Raw genomic sequence first — 21,846 nt, forward strand, 5'->3', positions numbered from 1 at the left:
CAGAATTTCTCTTAAATTTGTCCAGGGAAGGGAAATTTTTCCAATTGGGAGTGCTTCTTTATAATGCGGCACCAACTGGAGCTTAAATGAAAACTACTTAAAAGGATTACCATGATTACAGATGCCAACTATTTTTATCTAAGCGATTTGCTTGGCACTTTATTTTTTGCAATATCAGGTACCCTGTCAGCAAAACGTAAGGATATTGATATTTTTGGAGCGGCCTTTTTAGGTTTTGTTACGGCCATTGGTGGGGGATCTATGCGGGACATTTTTTTAAATCTGCGCCCAGTCTGGGTAAATGACAGCAATTATCTCATTGCTATCTTCATCGGAATTTTAATCGCCATTATTTTCAATAGACAATTGTATGGTTATTATCGTACATTAACACTTTTTGATGCCATCGGAATTAGCTTTTTTACCATATTAGGGGTGCAAAAATCACTCAACTACGAGAGTAATACCTATGCTGCCATTATCTTTGGAATGTTTACCGCAGTATGTGGAGGCATGACACGCGATGTCCTCTTAAATGAGACACCGCTCATCTTTAAGAAAGAAGTATATGCTACCGCCTGTTTAGGTGGTGGCCTCATATATATTTTATTGGTGCATCTTGATCTCGATGTTTCATGGGCAGCCTTTATCGGAGCTGCAGTTGTATTTTTTATACGAATGACAGCCGTTAAATATCGTTTATACTTACCTCGCCTGGATTGAGTGGACCCCCTTAGACCGCTTAAATTACCTGTAGGAGATGCTGATGAATTATTTATTCGGTTTCAACAGTAAATTGTAAAGACGAATGAAACGATTGAATCTTGTGCTTATAAACTCCAGCCGCTAAACAAGGAGACGTGATAAAAGAAAAAGCGTTAGTCTGTACTAACGCTTTTTCTTTTGCTGTGGGAATCGCATTTTATAACCAACGCGGATATTTCCTTTCGAAATGGCATCCAGCCGGCTTTTCAACATCGTTTTTTTCAACGTACTTAATTTATCGGTAAACAACTTTCCTTCAATATGATCATATTCGTGCTGAACAACACGCGCCGCCAAACCAGTGAGATCCATTTCGTGTTCCTCAAAGTTTTCATCCAGATAATTAATGCGGATATTCCGATGACGTAATACATCCTCGTTGATATCTGGGATACTTAAGCATCCTTCTCCGAAAGCCCATTTTTCACCAGACTCTTCTACCATGATGGGATTGATAAAAACCTTTTTGAACGATTGGAGCATTGCTTTATTTTCTTCATCATCTTCTGCAAAAGGGGTTGCATCGATAACGAACATACGTATAGGCAAGCCTATCTGCGGTGCCGCTAAGCCAACACCATGCGCCGCATACATGGTATCAAACATGTCATCAATCAATTTCTTTAAATCAGGATAGTCTTCATCTATTTCTTCAGCGACCTTTCTTAATACAGGATCGCCATACGCCACTATCGGAAGTTTCATATATAAATAATTATTTATTTAAGTGCAGATACTCCTATTTATAGGAGTTCATTACACGTCGTTTGCTCTTAAAGATCATTTCGTACCTAGTGAAATTTTGCACAATTAAATTTTGGTTCATGTCCGAATAATTTCTGAACCGGATTCGCTCTGCTTTTAAACTAACTAAGGATACGCTGTAGAACCATTATACGTTCGCTTACAAAGGTACGGATAATTATTAAAATCGAATATTTCGTGAAGACTTCCACAAAAGTTACTTTTGTTTTATGGATCCTTCGTTTTTAAATTTGTCAACGCAATTTAAGCTTAGACTTGAGCAAGCGCTTGAAGTCTCATTACAACTCTTTGAAGTTGATGGATTTATACAAATATCCTCCCTTGAATTAACAACAACCATATTGTTATACCCTAACAATAAGCCTATTAGGAGCCAAACTTCCGAACCATGTATTCATATTGATGAAGACCTATTAGCAAGCAAGTCTGAACTCATTATCAAGCGTATTGTTTCGCGAACTAAAAACAACAAATTTATCTTCGCACGCAAGACTGTGGTGGCACGGATCGATAAAAAGACAAGCTTACAGTTCCTCGTGGAACATCATTTACAGCTTGCTCTGCCTGGTAAATATCGTTATGGACTCTTTGAGAAGGGTGAGCTTGTCGCTGTCGCTATCTTCTCTGGAGGACGCCGCATGATGGACAGGGAGGATGACTATCGTTCGTTCGAGCTTATACGCTTCTGTAACAAAGCGGGATTTAATGTAATTGGTGGGTTAAGCAAATTGATCAAGGCTTTCTGCAAAGATTTCTCACCTGGCGATATTATGACCTTCACTGATCGCGATTGGAGTCAGCACTCCTCTCTTGAAAAAATCGGCTTTGTTGTCAAAGAAGTAACAGCTCCGATCAACTTTTGGGTAGCAGACACAAAAAGACATGTTTATCGCAATAAAGAAGAGCTGAAAGCATTAATTAAACAATATCCGTATGGCTTTCCAAAGGAAAATATGGGTAGCATCAAGATGATTTTATACATAAAATAAGCTAAATTGTGTATATTGTACACTGTAAGGGTTTGAAAAATAAATAATCAAAAAATAATAACGTTATGAAGAGAAAACTTCGCATGGGTATGGTTGGAGGCGGTAATGATGCCTTTATTGGAGCTGTACACCGTATTGCCGCTTTTATGGATGGCAAGATTGAGTTAGTTTGTGGTGCTTTTAGTATTGATCCACAAATTTCAAAACAATCTGGAGAAGACCTATTTGTAGCACCTGAGCGTGTCTATTTAAGCTATGAGGAGATGATCGAGAAAGAATCTTTGCTTCCCGAAGGAGAGCGCATGGATTTCGTAACGATCGTAACACCGAACTTTCTGCATTTCGCTCCCGCTAAATTAGCGCTAGAAAAAGGCTTCGATGTCGTGGTTGAGAAACCGATGACTGTATCTGTTGAAGAGGCAAAAGAATTACAAGAAACTGTAGAGCGTACAGGCCGCACACTATGCCTTACACATACTTATTCTGGCTATCCGATGGTTAAACAAGCAAAAGCGATGGTCAAAGAAGGTCACTTCGGAAATATCAGAAAAATTGTTGTTGAATACCCTCAAGGTTGGTTAAGCCGCTTAACAGAACGCGAAGGTAATGCTGGTGCTGCTTGGCGCGCAGATCCAAAACGTTCTGGTAAATCGTTGGTTATGGGCGATATCGGCACACATGCTGCACATTTAGCAGAATATGTATCCGGTTTGAAAATCGAAGAATTATGTGCGGACCTCACAACATTTGTTGAAGGCCGTCTATTAGATGACGATGGTTCGGTACTTTTACGTTTTGAAAATGGAGCAAAAGGTGTATTGATGGCCTCCCAAATTTCAGCTGGAGAAGAAAATGCCGTTCGCATCCGCATCTATGGTGAAAAAGGTGGATTGGAATGGGCTAATGAAGATCCTAACAATTTGATCATTAAAATGCTTGATCAACCGCGTCAGCTTTATCGTACAGGAAATGCATATGGTGCTCCCTATACATTAAGTTCGTTTGCAACACACAACACCCGTGTCCCGGCTGGTCACCCGGAAGGTTTATTGGAATCATTTGCAAATATCTATCGTAATTTTGCTGCGACTGTGACTGCAAAACGTGAAGGAAAAAACCCTACTCCTGAACAACAAGATTTTCCAACAGTATATGATGGCGTAAGAGGTATGGCTTTTATCGATACTGTCGTAAAAAATAACGAAGGAACAGAAAAATGGACTAAATTTGTTCTGTGATAGACAGATTAAATCCTATACTTTCTCTTTTGGAGCAGCAGGCTGTTCCAAAGGAGAAAGTTATCGTTATCTTAGGGCCTACAGCTTCTGGAAAAACGAAACTTGCCGTCCAACTGGCCCAACACATTGATGCTGAAATCATCAGTGCTGATTCACGCCAAATCTATCGAAGAATGGACATCGGTACGGGAAAAGACCTATCGGAATACCAAGATATTCCCTATCATCTTATCGACATACATGAACCGGGAAGACGCTACAATCTCGGAAATTTTATTGCTGACTTCCGTAAAGCCCAACAATCCATTCTAGAAAAGGGAAAACATACCATCCTGTGTGGTGGTACTGGTTTATATATTCAAAGTGTAATCCAAGAAAATCCCTATGCGCTGATCCCATCAATCGAAGGCTTCAAGGAGTCATTACTTGCATATCCCGAGACGGAGCTGTTAGCACGTCTTCAGGAATATACACTACCTGTGAACTTTCAAATCGATCTTTCGACTAAAAAACGTATCATCCGAGCAATAGAAATATTAGCGTTTTTAGAGAATCACCCCGATCACATCGTGCAGCAACAAGCAGTAGATAGCATTGTTATCGGATTAAATCCGCCTGTGGAAACTAGACGTTCGCACATTAGCCAACGACTAGAACAACGCTTGAAAGAAGGCTTTTTAGAAGAAGTGGAGAAATTATTGGCCGAAGGAATCACACACGAGCAACTGCAGTATTATGGTCTGGAATATAAATATGCCTCGCTACATCTGCTTGGGCAGCTCGATTACACTGCTTTCATCACAAAACTGGAGACCGAAATACACCGCTATGCTAAACGGCAAATGACTTATTTCCGTAAAATGGAAAAAGATGGCATAATGATCCATTGGGTTTAAAAACAGACAAATAGAAGCCGTATAGAAACAAAAAAGGGCTAGTATCTCTACTAACCCTTTTCGTTAATCTCTTTCTATTATAACTTGATTTCTTCATCCTTCGCATTGAAGAAATGGAATTCAGTTAGGTAATATGACGTCATTGGATTTACTTTAATCCATTTTCCGTACTTCATGAACCATTTCATTCTTTTAGAAATCAAACCAGACTTAATGTAGGCGTCTATATAAGGGTGAACACATAAGGTCACCTTTTTTTCGTTTTGTTCTTGAAGAATAAATTTCAAATTATTTTCAATATCATCCATCACGACAATACTTGATCGGATCTCACCTGTCCCATCACAAGCCGGACATTTTTCGTTTGTGACAATATTCATTTCAGGTCTGACACGCTGACGTGTAATTTGTACCAATCCAAATTTACTTGGTGGTAAAATCGTATGTCTTGCTCTATCCGACGCCATACATTCTTTTAAGAACGTATACAGCTCTTTTCGATGATTGGGTTTATGCATATCGATAAAATCGATGACTACAATTCCGCCCATATCACGTAAACGCAGCTGTCGCGCAATTTCTTTTGCTGCTTCCATGTTGACCAGCAATGCATTGTCTTCCTGATTCTCCTTATTAGCGGAGCGGTTACCACTGTTGACATCGATAACATGTAAGGCTTCGGTATGCTCAATAACGAGATACGCACCACCTGGTAATGTTACCGTTTTGCCAAAAGCTGCCTTGATTTGCTTTTCAACTCCAAAATGATCAAAAATTGGCTCTTTATGTTTATAAAGCTTGACAATTTTCTCCAAATCTGGAGAGATATCGTGTATATATGATTTTGTTTCTTCGAATATCGAAGGATCATTAACATAAATATGCGAAAACTCGTCGGTCAAAATATCCCGTAGAATAGTGGATGCACGATCCATTTCTCCAAGAACCTTTTGCGGCGGTTCAGCACTACGAAGACGTTTGGTAAATAGCTCCCATTTTGAGATCAGGTCCAATAAGTCGCGTTGTAGTTCTTCGACCCCCTTACCTTCAGACACTGTACGGATAATCACGCCAAAATTTGATGGCTTAATCCCTTCGACAATCTTCTTGAGGCGGTTGCGCTCGTTACTACCTTTGATACGCTTGGAAATGGAAACAGTACTTGAGAAAGGTACCAGAACGACAAAACGACCTGCTATTGAAAGGTCTGAACTCAGACGCGGTCCTTTTGTTGAAATGGGTTCTTTGGCGATTTGTACTGGCACGAGCATATTTTTGCTCAAGACATCAGAGATCTTACCAGCTTTATCGATATCCTTTTCAAGTTTTAAACTATTGAGCAGTTTCTCTTGATAACTGCCATTCTTTACTATACGGGTAAGCTTTAGCAAAGATTGAACTTGAGGACCCAAATCTAAATAATGTAGAAAAGCATCCTTTTCGTAGCCTACATCTACGAATGCTGCATTAAGCCCTGGCATAATTCGCTTAATACGTCCGAGATAGATATCTCCAACGGCGAAGTTATTATTTGCGGGCTCACGGTTAAGTTCAACAAGCTGCTTATCTTGAAGTAAAGCAATAGTTACCCCTTTATCAGGAGTTGAATCGATAATTAATTCCTTTACCAAAAGCTACTCATTTTTGATACCTATGCAATATCCTATCGCAATCTTTGGTATCCGATTAAACATTTAAAGAACGTTGTTACGAAAAAAACAATCTACATACCCTTCACAGATATGTAGATCGTTTCGTAAAGCTATCTCAGCAAAATGGGCCAAGATATTTAAAAGCTCATCACAAGACTATTTTTTCTTGTGTCTATTTTTTCTTAAACGTTTTTTACGTTTGTGAGTAGCCATTTTGTGTCTTTTTCTTTTTTTTCCGCTTGGCATAGCTAAATTTTTTAATGATTATAAAATAATAAATTAATTACTTGCTCAATTCAGCAATCTTTCGATCAATGAATTGTGATAGGGAAGGATCGGCTGCCAGTTCCTTACTTTTTTGAAAAGCAGTCACAGCTTCCTTTTTCATCCCAATATTTTCGTAGCCCGTGGCTAAGTAAAAGTATGACTCGGCATCGGGTTTTTGATCGATAACGGTCTTAAAACGCTCGATAGCTTTGTCAAACTGACGGGACTGTAATGAAAACAATCCCAAAGTTTTATTTGCTTCTAAATTTTTAGGATCTGCAGCAATGACTTCCCGCAATAAGGCAATACCTGCCATGGGATTATTCGTTCCCGATACCATTGCGGCACCTAATCCTGTTTTTGCTTCCAAACTACTTGTATTCGCTTTTAACGCCGCCTCATAAGCATGAATAGCATTTTGATTCAACGCCTGCGACAAAGTAGAATCTTGCAAATTTGTATAAGCAGCACGATATGCGTTACCTGCTTTCAACCAATACTCAAACTTGGGTGAAACCTTTGCCATTTCCTCATACACGAAAGCCTGAGGGGCTGGTTTAGCAACATCATCCCACTTATCTGCCAACTGTTGCAACAGCTTTATCTTATCCTCTCCAGAAGCTTTTGCAACTTGGCCCTCAATATCGGAAATTTCTTTGACTAAACTAGCATCTAAACCTTGTTTTGTCATCGAAGATATATTTTCCAAATTTATTTCATTGGAAGGCTTCGATTCAGATGCTGCAGCAGTTTGTTTTTCTTTGTTCACCAAACCTTTAATAGGCTGCGCCAAAAGCACAGCAACCAAGGCTACTACTGATCCTATTACTATTATCTGTTTGGTTTTTGCCATATTAATCTATTTTAAAGATTATTTATTGCCATTCTTTACTTTCTCTACGAAAATTTTAGCTGGCTTGAAACTAGGAACAAAGTGTTCAGGGATAATGATTGCTGTATTTTTTGAAATGTTTCTTGCAGTCTTCTCAGCTCTTTTTTTGACTACGAAGCTCCCAAAACCTCTTACATATACATTTTCTCCTCCGATCATTGCGTTTTTGACAACTTTAAAGAACGCCTCTACGGTTTCTTGAACATCTACCTTCTCTAAGCCAGTTTTGGTAGAGATCTCTGCAATAATTTCTGCTTTAGTCATATCTATTTTACTGTAATTATTTATTTTTCAACCCTTAAGCCAACTAATGTTTGGGGATGCAAAAGTATTGTTTTAAAATGAGTAATGGAAATTATTTAAATACTTTTTTGATAAATAAGCTTCCAAAAGCCAAACATTTACAATCATTTAACGAGACCCTAGATTTCTTCAACCACTAAAATAAACTCCAAAAATAAAAACAATTAGCTAATTTACAAGATGTTGACTCTATAGTTGTGCGATAAAATTCAATTTATGCCAATAGCATGACTTAGCCGATCCAAATCCGCTTCAGTATGATGTGCATTCACCACAATACGGTTCAATAGCGGGTCTGTAGCAAGCGGATAGGGAAAACTTGAAACCAATATACCTGATGCCATTAGTGTTTCATAAAGGTTGATATCCTTTGATGAAAAGACAGGAAAATTGGGCACAGCATTTAATCTGGACATTATACGTGCATTGAAATAACTGCTGTTGTATTGCATTTTTTCGAATTGCCGTAAATAGATCTCCTCTCCATGTACAAATGCATATAAGCTCGCGGGTGAACTCGGAGATGCACCGGTATAAAAATTAGATTTTTTTAGGTTTTGGATGCGCTCCTCATCTGCAAGAATCAACCCAGCATCTGTTGCCAGACCTTTCGCTAATGAAGCCACAACAATCAGTTCAATATTAGCCAAATTAAAACGGCTCTTATTGAACGAAATGCCATTTTTTCGTATAACACCAATTCCATGAGAATCGTCCAGCAACAACAACACACGCTTGCTTGAATCAATCTGTGCAAAGACAGTAAAGTCATAAATTTCCGGCTTCATATTATCGAGACTGTTGCTGACAATAATAAACGATTTTTGCGACGATTGGTTAATATATGCAACTGCAGAATTGGCCCAGTCATTAAAACTTCCCGCTACGTCTGGTTTTTCGTCTAACCACAGCGAGGGGTGACAGGAGGGGGCGTACAGCATTTCTCCTTCGCCGGCCAATGTTTTAATCAAAAACTGAGTAGCCAGATATCCACTGGAGAGCAATAAGCTCGCTTCAAAATCAAAACGCCTTGCCGCATATTCTTCAGCTTGATGAAATATGGCCTGTTGCACATTATTATTTCGTGAAGTGCCGTTGTTGATACCATACCGCTGTATACCTTCTATGAAAATAGACGTATAGGCTTTATCTGTTGCCAGCCCTAGATAGGAAGTTCCACCAAAAAAAAGATATTCTTTGTCATCGACTGTGATAAGCCGACCTGTTGGTTGTTCTAAACGCGTAAAATTATTCATGTTGGTGTTACCGATTGTCTTGCTCTGCGAGCCTGCGCTTCGCGACTTACGATATATTATGTATTAATCAAAAAAGCTATAATATTTTCGAAAGCAAGTTTAAAATAATTGCTCGTCCCCATTTCTCCATTTAGCTTATAACGTGGTAACTGTGTGGGCTGTTTCAAGTGGTACATCATAGCCGTTAAGAATTTCAACACAGTCAACATTCGTACAGCATATAAACAGTCATTTAAAATAGTTATTCGTATTTTCTTGTCTTAAATTATACCTTAAACTGCTTTTATCAAACAGTGCTTTTCGGCACCAATTTACAGTATAAAATTGGGTTCCCTCAATTCATCATGATATTTTGACATTTCGTCCACTCTTTTTCGCAGGAACACTTACAGCCGCGGATATTTGAATAAAATTAAAGAAAAATGAAGCTGTTATTAACCTTACTATTTTTGAGTATTACAATCGTATCGGCGCAGTCCATCTTGAAAGGGAAAGTGCTGGGCAAAAACGGCAAACCTATATATTTAGCCAACGTTTATATTGAAGGCACCTATGATGGTGGTACCACCGATTCGCTTGGAAATTTCGTGTTTGAGACCAATGAACAAGGTAATAAAATCATTAAAGCGTCTGTTGTGGGCCTCCCAACATATAACAGGCCTATCCAGCTACCTCAAAAAGAATTACTGATTATTCAAATGCAAGAAAGTGAAAATCGCTTACAGGAAGTCACGATTCAGGCAGGGGTTCTACAAGCCAATAGCTCCGGAAAAAACACGGTAATGAGTCCATTGGATATTGTCACTACCGCAGGAAGCATGGGCAATATCATCAGCGCGCTGGCCACATTGCCTGGAGCACAGGTTGGAGGAGAAAATGGACGTCTTATGGTCCACGGTGGAGATGCTTCCGAAACACAGACTTACATTAATGGCATCCGAGTTGCCCAACCTTATACCGCAACCCCAAATGAAATTCCTGTCAGGGGCAGGTTTTCGCCCATGTTGTTTAAGGGAGTGAATTTTTCTACTGGAGGCTATTCTGCAGAATTTGGCAATGCACTGTCGAGCATTCTAGCCCTGAACACCGAAAATACGATAGAACAATCCAAAACAGAACTTTCGCTATCTTCTGTTGGATTAGGGTTAGGGCATACTTTACAATGGGGCAAAAATTCGCTAACCTTCAACAGCAATTATACAAACCTAAGCCCCTATTCAAAAATTATTACACCAGACATTAATTGGACGAAACCCTATGAAAATGCCACTGGAGAAATGATTTATCGTCATCAATTTAAAGAAGGCTTTCTAAATATTTATGGCGCTTACACTTTCGAAAATATGGGGCTTTACCAAGCAGACATCAATTACCCACACCCTGTCCCGGTGAAAAAGAAATCCAACAACGCCTATACCAATATCAGCTTCAGCCAGAATTTAGGGAACCGCTGGACGCTCGAATCGGGCATGGGCCTAGGCTATCTGACCGATAAGGTTCATTACGATGAGGTTTACCTACCTCATGATGAAAAGAGCATTCACTTAAAAGCAACATTGAGTAAAATCTGGAACAATAAGATTAAAAGCATTGGGGGAATAGAATACTTTGACACAAATTATCAAGAAGAATACCACCGGCAAGACCTTGAGTATATGTATGGATTCCAGAGCAAAATGATGGCTCTATATACTGAAACAACCTTTGGCTTCTTACCAAACTTGATCGGGAAGATCGGCCTACGAGAAACGTCTTCCAATTTGCAAAACAAGAAAACGTTAGAACCGAGGGCTTCGATGGGATACGCGTTAAATAAATATACCCAGCTCTCTGTTGCTTACGGGAAATTCCATCAGCAGGCACCTACACCAGTATTAAAATATGCTCCTCAGCTTGACTGGTTAGCGGCCAAACATTATATCGCAAATTATTTCTATGTGCGTGGAGGGCATTTACTTCGCTTAGAAGCATACCACAAAACTTACAACAACTTGGTTAAATACAATAGTGTAACGCCCCAATATAATAGCCAATATAGCAATAATGGAAGCGGAGATGTCAAAGGCTTTGACCTATTTTACAAAAATAGCAGCAGTGTAAAAAATCTACAGTACTGGATATCATATTCCTTCACAGACAGCAAGAGAAATGAAGCGAATTATCCGTCGACTGTGACTCCGCCTTATGTTTATAAACATAGTTTTAATATCGTTGGAAAATATTGGTTTTCTAGCCTTCGTTCACAACTCAGTTTGACGAACGCTTACGTATCGGGCAGAAATTATAACGATCCTAACCAAAGCTCCTTTATGGATGGTCACATCAGGGGTTATAACAATCTATCCATGAGCTGGTCATTTCTCTATAGCCAACAAAAAATAATCCATTTCTCCGTCAGTAATATTCTCGGCGCTTCACCTATCTACGGCTATCAGTATGCAGATCAACCAAATTCACAGGGAATTTATAACCGTAGACCGATTGTTCCTACAGCCAAACGATTTGTTTTTCTTGGCTATTTCTGGACGATCAGTAAAAACGACAAAGACAATCAACTGGATAATCTATAGGAAGCAACAGCTCATCAGGGAAATACGTCGGTTCATCCAAATTTGTTTTTAATTGAGAGCAACGATACGCAACTTCACCCCTGTAAATTCGAAAAAACAATAATAAAAATACTTACTACTAAACTAAAAATTATGAAATCGATTATTATCGTCATTATCTGCTTAATAAGCAGTACAACATTTGCACAGAGCAATTTTGAAAAAAGCATGGGGCAGGCCATGGGCTTATGGCAGTCAGGAGAGACACAAAAGGCGGCAGCTCTTCTAGAACGTATTTCACAGGTAGAAAAAGACAACTGGATACCGGCGTATTACCAGGCAATGGTGTTTACAACTGCTTCTTTTAAAGAGAAAAATAAAGAAACACAAGCGAAATATATACAATCTGCGGAAGATATTTTGAACAGCACTGCACAAGACAATAATCCTGAATGGCTTATTTTACGGGCGATGAACAAGACAGCATTAATGATAACCGATCCAATTACAAAAGGCAGGGAACTGTCACCTATCATCATAGCCCTTTATAAGAAAGCACTTGCATTGGCCCCCAATAATCCACGAGCAGTATTGGGCCTCGCAGAATTCCAAATGAACGCAAAAAAATATTTCAATCAAGATACCCATAAAGAATGTGAGGATGTTAAGAAAGCACTATCTTTATTCAATGAACAAAAAGTCTCCATTCCCTTTGCGCCATCATGGGGCAAAGATCGGGCAGAACAACTGTTAAAAGAATGCAATTAATTACTTCGTGAAAAAAGCACCGTTTAAAGCAATTATACAAGCGTTATTGGCAAGCTTGGTCGTAAGCACTTATTTTGTGGTTATGGCCAAGCTTGACCATAACGATATCCCTTGGAAATCCATTATTTTTCACCCTAATATGGCTAGAGGCCTTTTATACGGATTTTTTCTTTTCCTAGGCCATAATTATCTGTCGAAGTGGGTAGGAAATAAATACCCTAGCAGTAAAGATTTTGGGAAAAAGATGCTTATCTTTTATAGTGTAAGTTTCTTCTTGACCATAGCAGTCGTTTTTATTGTGAATGCTTTTTTCTCCGGCTTATTCTACCCGGATGCTACTAAAAGCTTCGCTCAACGCTTTCACAATTTTACTCATCAGCAGCGCGTTGCATACTACTTCCAAACAGCGATGATATCATGGTGCATTTCAATGATTTTTTTTGGTCTCTACTTTTATAAAAGGTTCAAAGACTATCAAATCAAGGAATCTCAACAAGAAAAGCAACTACTAACAGCACAATTTGAATCGCTAAAGAATCAACTCGATCCGCATTTTCTGTTCAACAGTCTGAATGTATTAAATAGTTTAATTGAGGAAAACCCCCAAAAGGCCAGCATGTTTACCACTGATCTTTCTAAAATCTATCGCTATGTTTTGGAGCACAAAGAGAAAAGTTTCGTCTCACTACAGGATGAGCTCACTTTTTCAACAGCTTATCTGAATCTATTAAGCCTTCGATTCGAAGCGGGAATTCAGATTGATTTAGAGATCGATAAAGAGCAGCATACAGGATTTATTCTACCTCTTTCACTTCAACTGCTGATCGAAAACGTGATCAAACACAATGTTATTTCACTTAGAAAACCTCTTTTATTAAAGATTTATCGAAAAAATGATTACCTCTATGTTGACAATAATCTGCAAAAGAAGAAGGTGCTCCATGGGCACTCGGGAATCGGCCTAAAAAATATTCAGGAGCGGTATGCAATACTCTCCGATTTACCCGTGTATATTGAGGAAAGCGATACCTTGTTTTCAGTTGGGCTACCGATTATCAAAGAAATTGCGCCCCACCCCCAAACTCTTCCGCTGTAACGCGCACTAAATTAAGAACACAAAGATCCGACGACAAATAAGCATTCTATACAAGCCATGAAAATATTAATCATAGAAGACGAACTTCCATCAGCAAGACTACTGCAAAGAAAATTGGAGAACATGGGTTACACGGTATCTGCTGTACTGCAAACTGTCGAGGAGTCTGTAGAATGGTTTATGTCAAATACTGAACCTGATCTACTTTTTTTGGATGTGCAACTCGCAGATGGGATTTCATTTGATATCCTCGAGCAGGTTAAGCCAAGTGCGGCTATTATTTTTACCACTGCATTCGATGAGTATATGTTACGTGCGTTTAAACAAAACAGCATTGATTACTTACTTAAGCCGATTGATGATGAAGAATTGAAAAATGCAATTGAAAAATTCCTTCATTTTAGGGGATCTAATACCCATTTGGACCTAATATCATTAGAAGCTTTATTTAGAAACGCTTTACCCACCTATAAGGAACGCTTTACAATAAAACTTGGCCAAAACATAAAACTAGTGACAACCCAGAATATTGAATGTATTTATAGTGAGAACAAAGGCACCTATCTCTATACCAATGAAAATGAAAATTATCTTTTGGATCAGACGCTGGACGTCCTGGTACCGCAATTGTCCCCTAAAGATTTTTTCAGGATCAACCGAAGCACGATCGTTCAATTTGATGCCATCAAAAGTATTGCTGTACATTCCAATGCCCGGTTGAAAATATACCTTAAGCACTATACATCGGATGAACTCATTGTTTCACGGGAAAGAGTCAATGCATTCAAGAAGTGGCTTGACAACTAGCCCAAAAGAGATTAGCACTGTAGTACAATAAATTAAAATAGAAACAGACCATAATCAAAAATGATCTTGGCAAAGTAGGCTTTTGAAGTGTTTAATTAGGCTAACGAGACACAAAGAAAATCTAACTACATATTGATTCTATAATTTAGCGGAATACTGAATCGTAAAGATACTGCGAATCCCTTTATAGGGTTATAATCTTTCTTGTCATTGATTGAAAATCCATATCCCAAGTCAATATCCAATAAAGTCGCTAAGCTCAGCCCAACTTTCGGTGTTATAGTATAGGGACTAAGTTCTGTACGCAAAAACGGAGTCAGAACATATGTTTGAGGATAATAAGTTACCGCAGCCTCAGGGATGACGGCAAATTTCTTTTGAGTCCAGGTAAAGTTGGCTGTGGCATCGGCTCGCAAAATATGATCACCATCAAGAGGAAAAGCAAAATAAGCTCCACTTTTTATTATACTTCCCTTTTGAAATTGGTAGCTCAAGGTAGGGCCGATTAAGTAGTCTTGTGCTCTAACACGTCCAATAAGTGCCAATAAGATAAATACAACGGGAAAAAGATAGGGAATCTTACTTTGCATGCTTCTATTAATAAATATGAAAATTAAGCGGGATATTGACACCGACCGACACAGTAAATCCATCAATTGGCTTAAAATTTTTCTTTGTGTTATAGTCAAGTCCATAACCTATACCGAGATCAACAATAGAAAAGAGACTAGCTCCGACTTTAGGCGTTATTGTGTAAGGCGTGAGTTCGGCTTTCACAAAAGGGAACAGAACAAAATCATTTAGATAATAGGTGAACCCCAATTCTGGAATGACAGTTGCTTTACCTCCCATCCAGCTAAAATTAGCGCCGGCATCAATTTTCATATATTGAAAATCATTAGGGGCAAACAATCCCCAGCCTGAAACTTTCAGAAAATTACCACTTTGATACTGATAACCTACGGAAGGTCCCCAAATCCATTTATTATGCTCCTTCCATGGTTGCTCTTGTGCCATACAACACATGGAAAACATAAAAATGATTGTAAATAATGATAATATTCTTAATTTCATCCAGCTAAATTACAAACTATAATCTAATTTTATGAATACAACAGGTACAGGTTAGAATAGTTTTAGTGAACAGAAAAATAATACTATCTAAGTATTCCGGTCAATAAAAGTAGGGCTTAACTATTTTCTACTGCGGTAATATGCTGATTCTAATAAACTGTGCTTTTTCATTTAAAGCACCCTCATCCCCCCAATAACCATTGATATGGTTAGCAACGGTATAGATGCAACCATCTTTCCCCCAAAATATCAGTTCCTCCTTCCAAGTTGGCATCCACTCCTTAAACCTGACAAAAAGCATTGGTGAAACCTTACCTTGTTTCACGTGGAAGAGTTGTAAGTCGCCCGTGGATTCATAAGGATCAGCCAGCAAAGTCATGAGGTAATTTTTATCCGATGAAAAGAAGGGAGAGGCACCACACTCCACAATTAAATGACCGTCCTGTTTATCAAAAAGGCGTACATCAGAACTTTCCCAATAATTCCCTTCCACTGCATAAGCATTTAGAAAATCATAATGCCCCTTATACGAATACTGCTCTTCCAATTCACTATCGACACCCTTATCCCTAAATATTAGTTTTTCCCCATTTTTCAAAGGCAGTTCCAATACCTTCCCATTTTTAAAATAAGACATGGTATCCTTTATCAAGTAGTCTTTCGAAGTTTTACGAGCTGCAGAAAATGTTTGCTCATCGATCAATTCTAACCGGAGATATTCATCTAAAGAATGTCCTTTTTCATAATAGGTTTCTCGACCATTTATCGTAATAGAAACGATTAAGTTTAAATCTTTTGGTGATATTGTAATTTGGTCTTGTTTTCCCAGCTTCGACTTTGCGACATATACCTTTTCCCATCGCGTCACATCCCCCTTCTCACCTCGTGCTCCTTTATAATCCCGTTGAATGCGATCCATTACAGCAACCCAATCCCCTTCTTCAGCAATAACATCGAGTTTGGTACCATAGGGATATTTTCCCAATACCGGCGCAGACTGATCAGGCCCCTGATGAAGTTCAACGCCTGACCGATCAACCACATAGCTGTTTTTTAAAACCTTCGTCTTTTCATAATCAATTGGCAAAGGAGGGAATTGCGCAAGAGTGATCGTATCCTTTACAGCTACTAATTTAACTATAGATGAATCTTTTGCACCTGTGCCTTTATCCTTTGTAGTGCGATCACAACTCAATGTTCCAATGGCTAAGATTGATCCGATCAAGAGCAATAGTGGCAAAAATAACAGTCTATTCATAAACATCAAGTTAGCCAATCTTATGCCAAAAAAAATACTGGTTTTCAGGGATTATTTAAGAGTTTGGGGCCACCAAAGCAGCTATTTTGTCCACAACTAATGGTCAAATGATCTTAAAGAGGGTCATTTTGCAACAACACATGTAAAGCCACAAACGCCCTTTGAAATGAGATATCCAATTAACTGTTCAGCCATAAATTTCTCAACTTGACCTGTAGACCAGCATTCGTTTTCCGCTCATGCAAGATCGTCCATACAATCGCCATAAAAACAGTAAAAAAACGAAAGAAATTGCTCCATACATTTCCAGCGGCATTGTCAGCAACATCAAAAATCATCCAGCCTGAATTCATAAAAATATGAAGTGCGATCGGGATCCATAGATTGAACTTCCATTCGACATACAACCACGAAAAAAGGATACCGCCGAAGAACGTAACGCCAAATATCAAAACCAATTCAACCAAATCCTGACTCTGATAAAGGTGCAGTAAGGCAAAGAGGAATGACGTCGCAAAAATGGATGGAATGAACCCAAGTCGGGTATAGCGAAAAACTAAACCAAAAAAATAGGCACGAAAGATGATCTCTTCAAAGAATCCTGAAGATACACTATTTATTAATAGCGTGTTTGGATCTATTTTGCGATTTATGGTAAAAATATAGGCGTAACCCAAGAACATAGGTAAGGTTGTCATTAATCCAAAAGAAATCCCTTGTAGAAAAGAACCATTTAACCCGAATTTTGTGAAGATTTTATCTGATTCTTTTGGCTTAAGCAGCATTGCTCCCAAAAATAGTGGTAAAACGCTTATAGAATAAGTGCACACATGCCCTAAAAACCGGCTAGGAATATAGTTAATTAGAGTTGATTGCAGTGTTGAAAAGAACAAATAATCAAGAATAAAATATATTCCGAAAAAAAGAAATAGTAGGAGCAGGTTTAAATTTTTAGTTTTCAACTTTTTTTAAAGCGAAATTATGCTCCAGTTTAGGAATACACAAAATTATGTGGTGTATGGCAAGTTTTAGGGATGATTGACAATAGCGCAGCTGGCTGTTGGTTATAGATAGGGTCGAACGGATTCAATGGCAGACCTTGCAACGATGGCGAAATCGTCAACATCTGCAAAACGTAACAAAAAACCTTGTGCATTTCTTTCGTTTACCAATATTTTTTCAAAGTTGACTAGATATGATCGGTGACACCGGTGGATAGCCCCCGTATTTAGAATCTGAGACAATTGCGTTAATGTTATTCGTATCATTTGCTTCTTAAGTGTATCCTCTTTTCTGAAATAGATCATGCAATAATTGTCCATCGATTTTGCGAAAATAAAATCATCCGGCTTCAATGTTAATGTTTGGCTTCCATTTGGAATACTGACCAATGTCAAAGAATGACAATCATTCCCTTGACTTGATTGCGCATCCAAATTTATCGGAATTCCAACATTCAGCGGATTATTTTGTATAGGATGTGGACTATATCTATTTATTCGAAGCAAAAAATAAATTGTTCCAATTGGACTATAAAGTGACAGTGTATACAATCCAATATAAGGAAAGTTATCCCATTGTAGAGGAGCACCATTAATAATCCAACCATGATATATGAAATTAAAAAAAATTGTTACTAATAGTACCAGAGTAATACGAAACAACTCCATCGCAATAGTTTCGATTTTACGTAAGGCAATAGAAACTAGTACATATGCTGCAGATAATATTGCACCATATCCGGATAACAAAACAAATTTATGGATATGATCAAAATTGTACGTTCCAAATGGTTGAAAAACGATCAGGAAGAGATAGGCTGATAAACCGAGCAAGAAAGAAAAGGTGAACAGCTCTTTTTTAGTACTGATCTTCGGAATTACACCACTTAAATGACTTCGAATGATTTTTTTATACATCATAATGGAATAAAATTAACTCTTTTTTAATGAATGCTAGTATTATTGGCTTCTATTTATCCAAAAAAAGGAGTCGAGAAAAAATTTATGAAGAAACATCTAAAATATATTAAATTTATAGTTTAACTTAGAAGATACATTTTGAGCTGACATCAGTTCGTTGAAATCAAAATTTATTTGTCATATTATATATCACCGTAATTCTTCATACTATGCGTCCAAGTCAATTACTAACTTTATTTCTTTGTATAGTATTTCTACAAGCTATCCAAGGTCAGGAGAAGCCGGTTTTAATAGAAAATGTCAAACTGATTGACTTTACGAGTCAAATGCTAACTTCGCCAAGGTATGTTTTAATAGAAGGCAGCACCATTCAACACATAAGCGCGTCTCCTATTAAAGCGAAAGATAAGGATGTCATTCGAATTGACGGTAAGGGCAAAACACTCATGCCGGGTTTGATTGATGCCCATGTACATCTGGTATTTGGCGCTTTGACAATGCCACAGATGATGACAAATGACTTATCGGAAGAATTCTTGTTCAATACAGTAGGCAGTTCGGCTCAACAGATGTTAATGCGTGGTTTTACAAGCATACGTGATGTCGGTGGTCCAATATTCCCGTTAAAAGCTGCCATTGATAAGGGCAAACTTTTGGGACCTAGGATATGGCCATCTGGGGCTACGATAAGCCAGACGGCGGGGCATGGGGACTTTCGTACTCCTGAAGAAAAATCACGCCGCTTTTTTGGAGTAGTCTCTCGTGCAGAACGATATGGTGCCACATTTATCGCCGACGGGCGTGCCGAAGTATTGACTGCAGTGAGAGAAAATTTAAGATTTGGAGCGAGTCAAATTAAAATAATGGCAGGCGGAGGTACTTCTTCTGCGTACGATCCAGTAGATGTAACTCAATATACCCTCGACGAGATGAAGGCAGCAGTGGAAGCCGCAGAGGATTGGGGAACTTATGTGACCGTACATGCATATACACCACGAGCGATTCAAAGAGCGATCGAAGCTGGTGTAAGATGTATTGAACATGGACAATTGCTTGACGAAGAAACGTTGCAGCTAATCGCAAAAAACAATATTTGGCTAAGCTTACAAAATCTTGTAGAAGACACACCCGATATGGATCCGCAACGAAGAATTAAGCGTAAACCTGTCATAGAAGGTCAGGAAAAAGTGTGGCCCATGGCTAAAAAATATGGCGTAAAACTAGCCTGGGGTACAGATTTCCTTTTTGAACCTGATCTGAATAAATTGCAGAATGCTTTTATATTGCGACTTCAAAAGTGGTTTACAAATGCTGAAATCATTAAAATGGTTACACACGATAATGGCGAACTTCTACAGCTTTCAGGATTAAGAAGTCCATATCCCGGCAAGCTAGGAACTGTTGAGGAAGGAGCTCTGGCAGATCTCATTCTGGTTGATGGCGACCCGATCAAGGATCTAAAGCTGTTGGCAGATCCAGATAAAAACTTTTTGGTAATTATGAAAGATGGTCAGATTTATAAAAATACCCTGCAGAAACATTAATGTTGTTAGATGGACATTATGATGTCAAAAATATAATTTAACAAGACAATAAAATATTTTCGATGAAATCAGTTAAAATGGCAATATTTCCTTTTGTAGATGAAAAAAATCAAATAATTTCATCATTAAAAGGTGCAAATAATTTCTTTAAGATATAAATTATTTGAAGAATAAACAGCTTTGCATTTAATTGATTAGATTTGCGTTTAAACGATAAATCAAGCATTCGGTGGCATTATTATTCAACGAAGGACGTCCAGTAGTAAGACTAAGAGCATTTCGGGCTATTGACGATCCCCAAACCTGTGAACGTTTCATAGAAGGACACGCGCATGTATTAACTGCTATAGGCGTAAAGAAGGTGACTTCCTCCAAAAATGACTGGATGTATAATCCAGCATCATTCGTCCTGATCGTAGAATCCCTTGATGGCGACAAAGTCTACGGAGGAGTACGCATACACGTATCTGGTGGTAGCGAACCTCTTCCGATTGAACAAGCAACCGGATCCATGGATGCTAAAATTTTAGACCTAGTTTATGAGTATGCGCAACAGGGAACAGGTGAAGGTTGTGGGCTATGGAACTCGCGAGAGATTGCTGGATACGGCATTGGTAGCATATTTTTAACACGGGCTGGCGCTGCAATCAGTACACAGGTCGGCATTAAATCGCTATTTGCTTTATGCGCTCCTTATACAGTGAAATTGGCAGAAAGTGTTGGCTACCGGATCGACACCAGTGTTGGAAATAATGGTACATTTTATTATCCTAAGCTAGACCTGCTGGCAACTGTGATGATTATGCGAAACCTAGAAACCCTAACCGAAGCCGATCAAGAAAACAAAGATGCAATTCTTTCCCTTCGTAATAATTCCAATATTGTCCGCATAGAAACTTTGCGGAATAAAGAAATTGAAATCCATTATCAAATTGATATTCCGAATTTGAATCAATGGGATCTAAATGAGATTATTAAAAATCTGAAACATACATCATTAGACCATAGGCCAGATGATCGTAATTTAAATATTTTGTGATGGACAATAAGCATTATAATGCCGGATACTTGATGGATACCGGTGATTTTCTTAAACAATTGAAAATACATTCATACACTCCTTTTAATTCGATTAAAGAGGGTGTGGTTGTCGATCTTGGTTGTGGCACTGGGATGGATGCCATCAACTTGGCGAACATGCTGGGTGATAACGTACTAGTCGTTGGTTTAGATCATGATAACAACCTAATTGAGCATGCGAAATCAAGCGCTGCAAACATAAAAAATGTGGACTTCGTTCAAGGTGAGGTTTACAAACTTAGCTTTCCAGACAATTCCATCTCCGGTATTAGAATGGAACGCGTTGTACAACATCTATTGGAGGCACAAAAAATGTTTGCCGAGGTTCACCGTGTTTTGATCGAGGGTAAACCGCTGGTTATCGTTGAGACCATCTGGAATAGTCTGACATTTTATAGTAAACACGTCGGTATTGAGGCAAAAATATGCCATTATTTGACCGATGAAAAAGTTAATAATGGCTGGGCCGGAAATAAATTAACCTCTGATCTATTAAATCAAGGTTTTAAACACGTAGAATTGCAAACATTTTGTATGGTTACTCGCTCGAAAGAAGAAGCTAACCGGTATCTATTTTTAGATAAAATCCTTCTAGAAATGGTCGAAAAAGAACAATTGAGCACCGCCGAGATGGAGGAATTTCAAAAAGCATTGGATCAAGCTGACGAAGCGGGCTGCTTCCTTGTCTCTATGAATTTAGTTATCGCAGAAGCAAAAAAATAGCA

At 38.4% G+C, this 21,846-nt stretch carries 21 protein-coding genes; 11 read left to right on the plus strand and 10 right to left on the minus strand.

From position 1 onward, the window contains the following. Positions 1–111 precede the first annotated feature (111 nt). On the plus strand, positions 112–723 hold the full coding sequence (locus tag VXM68_RS04875) for a trimeric intracellular cation channel family protein (protein WP_293955824.1): 612 nt from the start codon (positions 112–114) through the stop codon (positions 721–723). Between the two features lie 165 nt (positions 724–888). Here the strand turns inward: VXM68_RS04875 and def are convergent, their stop codons facing one another. Next, positions 889–1,470, minus strand: a complete 582-nt coding sequence (gene def, locus VXM68_RS04880) for a peptide deformylase (protein ID WP_293955825.1) — start codon at positions 1,468–1,470, stop codon at positions 889–891. 269 nt (positions 1,471–1,739) lie between these two features. Between def and VXM68_RS04885 the strand changes: the two genes are divergently transcribed. From VXM68_RS04885 to miaA, 3 genes are all read left to right on the plus strand, one after another. Then, the gene (locus VXM68_RS04885) at positions 1,740–2,519 is read left to right on the plus strand and encodes a hypothetical protein (protein WP_367210604.1); all 780 of its coding nucleotides are present in this window, start codon (positions 1,740–1,742) and stop codon (positions 2,517–2,519) included. 65 nt (positions 2,520–2,584) lie between these two features. Next, the gene (locus VXM68_RS04890; RefSeq protein ID WP_367210605.1) at positions 2,585–3,757 is read left to right on the plus strand and encodes a Gfo/Idh/MocA family protein; all 1,173 of its coding nucleotides are present in this window, start codon (positions 2,585–2,587) and stop codon (positions 3,755–3,757) included. Then, positions 3,754–4,653 (plus strand): tRNA (adenosine(37)-N6)-dimethylallyltransferase MiaA, encoded by a 900-nt coding sequence (gene miaA / locus VXM68_RS04895; RefSeq protein ID WP_367210606.1) that lies wholly within the window; start codon positions 3,754–3,756, stop codon positions 4,651–4,653. The genes VXM68_RS04890 and miaA overlap by 4 nt, the downstream gene beginning before the upstream one ends. Before the next feature lie 77 nt (positions 4,654–4,730). Here miaA and VXM68_RS04900 read toward each other — a convergent pair whose 3' ends face one another. The 4 genes from VXM68_RS04900 to VXM68_RS04915 form a co-directional block, all read right to left on the minus strand. Next, the gene (locus VXM68_RS04900) at positions 4,731–6,284 is read right to left on the minus strand and encodes an Rne/Rng family ribonuclease (protein ID WP_293955829.1); all 1,554 of its coding nucleotides are present in this window, start codon (positions 6,282–6,284) and stop codon (positions 4,731–4,733) included. 304 nt (positions 6,285–6,588) lie between these two features. Continuing rightward, positions 6,589–7,425 carry a tetratricopeptide repeat protein gene (locus VXM68_RS04905; RefSeq protein ID WP_294185663.1) on the minus strand — a complete coding sequence of 279 codons (837 nt, stop codon included), beginning with the start codon at positions 7,423–7,425 and terminating at the stop codon, positions 6,589–6,591. A gap of 18 nt (positions 7,426–7,443) precedes the next feature. After that, on the minus strand, positions 7,444–7,728 hold the full coding sequence (locus VXM68_RS04910; RefSeq protein ID WP_046673299.1) for an HU family DNA-binding protein: 285 nt from the start codon (positions 7,726–7,728) through the stop codon (positions 7,444–7,446). A gap of 248 nt (positions 7,729–7,976) precedes the next feature. Next, positions 7,977–9,023, minus strand: coding sequence for an 8-amino-7-oxononanoate synthase (locus VXM68_RS04915; protein WP_367210607.1), 1,047 nt, complete (start codon positions 9,021–9,023; stop codon positions 7,977–7,979). A gap of 422 nt (positions 9,024–9,445) precedes the next feature. Here VXM68_RS04915 and VXM68_RS04920 point away from each other — a divergent pair, with 422 nt between their 5' ends. From VXM68_RS04920 to VXM68_RS04935, 4 genes are all read left to right on the plus strand, one after another. Continuing rightward, on the plus strand, positions 9,446–11,593 hold the full coding sequence (locus VXM68_RS04920; protein WP_312364074.1) for a carboxypeptidase-like regulatory domain-containing protein: 2,148 nt from the start codon (positions 9,446–9,448) through the stop codon (positions 11,591–11,593). Between the two features lie 132 nt (positions 11,594–11,725). Continuing rightward, a complete protein-coding gene (locus tag VXM68_RS04925) occupies positions 11,726–12,340 on the plus strand; it encodes a tetratricopeptide repeat protein (protein WP_294185660.1) in 615 nt (204 codons plus the stop codon). A gap of 7 nt (positions 12,341–12,347) precedes the next feature. Then, positions 12,348–13,436, plus strand: a complete 1,089-nt coding sequence (locus tag VXM68_RS04930; RefSeq protein ID WP_294185659.1) for a sensor histidine kinase — start codon at positions 12,348–12,350, stop codon at positions 13,434–13,436. Positions 13,437–13,493: 57 nt separating this feature from the next. Continuing rightward, positions 13,494–14,243 (plus strand): LytTR family DNA-binding domain-containing protein, encoded by a 750-nt coding sequence (locus VXM68_RS04935; protein WP_294185658.1) that lies wholly within the window; start codon positions 13,494–13,496, stop codon positions 14,241–14,243. A gap of 125 nt (positions 14,244–14,368) precedes the next feature. Here VXM68_RS04935 and VXM68_RS04940 read toward each other — a convergent pair whose 3' ends face one another. The 5 genes from VXM68_RS04940 to VXM68_RS04960 all read right to left on the minus strand — a co-directional run bounded on the left by VXM68_RS04940 (position 14,369) and on the right by VXM68_RS04960 (position 18,497). Continuing rightward, positions 14,369–14,833 (minus strand): hypothetical protein, encoded by a 465-nt coding sequence (locus VXM68_RS04940; RefSeq protein WP_367210608.1) that lies wholly within the window; start codon positions 14,831–14,833, stop codon positions 14,369–14,371. A gap of 7 nt (positions 14,834–14,840) precedes the next feature. Beyond that, positions 14,841–15,260 (minus strand): hypothetical protein, encoded by a 420-nt coding sequence (locus VXM68_RS04945; protein WP_293955837.1) that lies wholly within the window; start codon positions 15,258–15,260, stop codon positions 14,841–14,843. 184 nt (positions 15,261–15,444) lie between these two features. Then, a complete protein-coding gene (locus tag VXM68_RS04950) occupies positions 15,445–16,575 on the minus strand; it encodes an SH3 domain-containing protein (protein WP_367210609.1) in 1,131 nt (376 codons plus the stop codon). 179 nt (positions 16,576–16,754) lie between these two features. Beyond that, complete coding sequence (locus VXM68_RS04955) at positions 16,755–17,360, minus strand: lysostaphin resistance A-like protein (protein WP_367210610.1); 606 nt, start codon at positions 17,358–17,360, stop codon at positions 16,755–16,757. A gap of 279 nt (positions 17,361–17,639) precedes the next feature. After that, the gene (locus tag VXM68_RS04960; protein WP_367210611.1) at positions 17,640–18,497 is read right to left on the minus strand and encodes a LytTR family transcriptional regulator DNA-binding domain-containing protein; all 858 of its coding nucleotides are present in this window, start codon (positions 18,495–18,497) and stop codon (positions 17,640–17,642) included. A 209-nt stretch (positions 18,498–18,706) separates the two neighbouring features. Between VXM68_RS04960 and VXM68_RS04965 the strand changes: the two genes are divergently transcribed. From VXM68_RS04965 to VXM68_RS04975, 3 genes are all read left to right on the plus strand, one after another. Then, positions 18,707–20,041, plus strand: coding sequence for an amidohydrolase family protein (locus tag VXM68_RS04965; RefSeq protein WP_367210612.1), 1,335 nt, complete (start codon positions 18,707–18,709; stop codon positions 20,039–20,041). A 229-nt stretch (positions 20,042–20,270) separates the two neighbouring features. Beyond that, positions 20,271–21,080 carry a hypothetical protein gene (locus VXM68_RS04970; protein ID WP_367210613.1) on the plus strand — a complete coding sequence of 270 codons (810 nt, stop codon included), beginning with the start codon at positions 20,271–20,273 and terminating at the stop codon, positions 21,078–21,080. Next, positions 21,080–21,844 (plus strand): methyltransferase domain-containing protein, encoded by a 765-nt coding sequence (locus VXM68_RS04975; RefSeq protein WP_367210614.1) that lies wholly within the window; start codon positions 21,080–21,082, stop codon positions 21,842–21,844. The genes VXM68_RS04970 and VXM68_RS04975 overlap by 1 nt, the downstream gene beginning before the upstream one ends. The last annotated feature ends 2 nt before the right edge of the window (positions 21,845–21,846 follow it).

Origin of the sequence: Sphingobacterium sp. R2 (assembly GCF_040760075.1) — a bacterium.
In the GTDB taxonomy this organism is placed as follows: domain Bacteria; phylum Bacteroidota; class Bacteroidia; order Sphingobacteriales; family Sphingobacteriaceae; genus Sphingobacterium.

Coding starts and splice junctions, on each gene's coding strand:
- VXM68_RS04875 (WP_293955824.1), top strand. CDS start 112: ATGATTACAGATGCCAACTATTTTTATCTAAGCGATTTGCTTGGCACT.
- def (WP_293955825.1), bottom strand. CDS start 1,470: ATGAAACTTCCGATAGTGGCGTATGGCGATCCTGTATTAAGAAAGGTC.
- VXM68_RS04885 (WP_367210604.1), top strand. CDS start 1,740: ATGGATCCTTCGTTTTTAAATTTGTCAACGCAATTTAAGCTTAGACTT.
- VXM68_RS04890 (WP_367210605.1), top strand. CDS start 2,585: ATGAAGAGAAAACTTCGCATGGGTATGGTTGGAGGCGGTAATGATGCC.
- VXM68_RS04905 (WP_294185663.1), bottom strand. CDS start 7,425: ATGGCAAAAACCAAACAGATAATAGTAATAGGATCAGTAGTAGCCTTG.
- VXM68_RS04910 (WP_046673299.1), bottom strand. CDS start 7,728: ATGACTAAAGCAGAAATTATTGCAGAGATCTCTACCAAAACTGGCTTA.
- VXM68_RS04915 (WP_367210607.1), bottom strand. CDS start 9,023: ATGAATAATTTTACGCGTTTAGAACAACCAACAGGTCGGCTTATCACA.
- VXM68_RS04920 (WP_312364074.1), top strand. CDS start 9,446: ATGAAGCTGTTATTAACCTTACTATTTTTGAGTATTACAATCGTATCG.
- VXM68_RS04925 (WP_294185660.1), top strand. CDS start 11,726: ATGAAATCGATTATTATCGTCATTATCTGCTTAATAAGCAGTACAACA.
- VXM68_RS04935 (WP_294185658.1), top strand. CDS start 13,494: ATGAAAATATTAATCATAGAAGACGAACTTCCATCAGCAAGACTACTG.
- VXM68_RS04940 (WP_367210608.1), bottom strand. CDS start 14,833: ATGCAAAGTAAGATTCCCTATCTTTTTCCCGTTGTATTTATCTTATTG.
- VXM68_RS04945 (WP_293955837.1), bottom strand. CDS start 15,260: ATGGCACAAGAGCAACCATGGAAGGAGCATAATAAATGGATTTGGGGA.
- VXM68_RS04950 (WP_367210609.1), bottom strand. CDS start 16,575: ATGAATAGACTGTTATTTTTGCCACTATTGCTCTTGATCGGATCAATC.
- VXM68_RS04955 (WP_367210610.1), bottom strand. CDS start 17,360: ATGCTGCTTAAGCCAAAAGAATCAGATAAAATCTTCACAAAATTCGGG.
- VXM68_RS04960 (WP_367210611.1), bottom strand. CDS start 18,497: ATGATGTATAAAAAAATCATTCGAAGTCATTTAAGTGGTGTAATTCCG.
- VXM68_RS04965 (WP_367210612.1), top strand. CDS start 18,707: ATGCGTCCAAGTCAATTACTAACTTTATTTCTTTGTATAGTATTTCTA.
- VXM68_RS04975 (WP_367210614.1), top strand. CDS start 21,080: ATGGACAATAAGCATTATAATGCCGGATACTTGATGGATACCGGTGAT.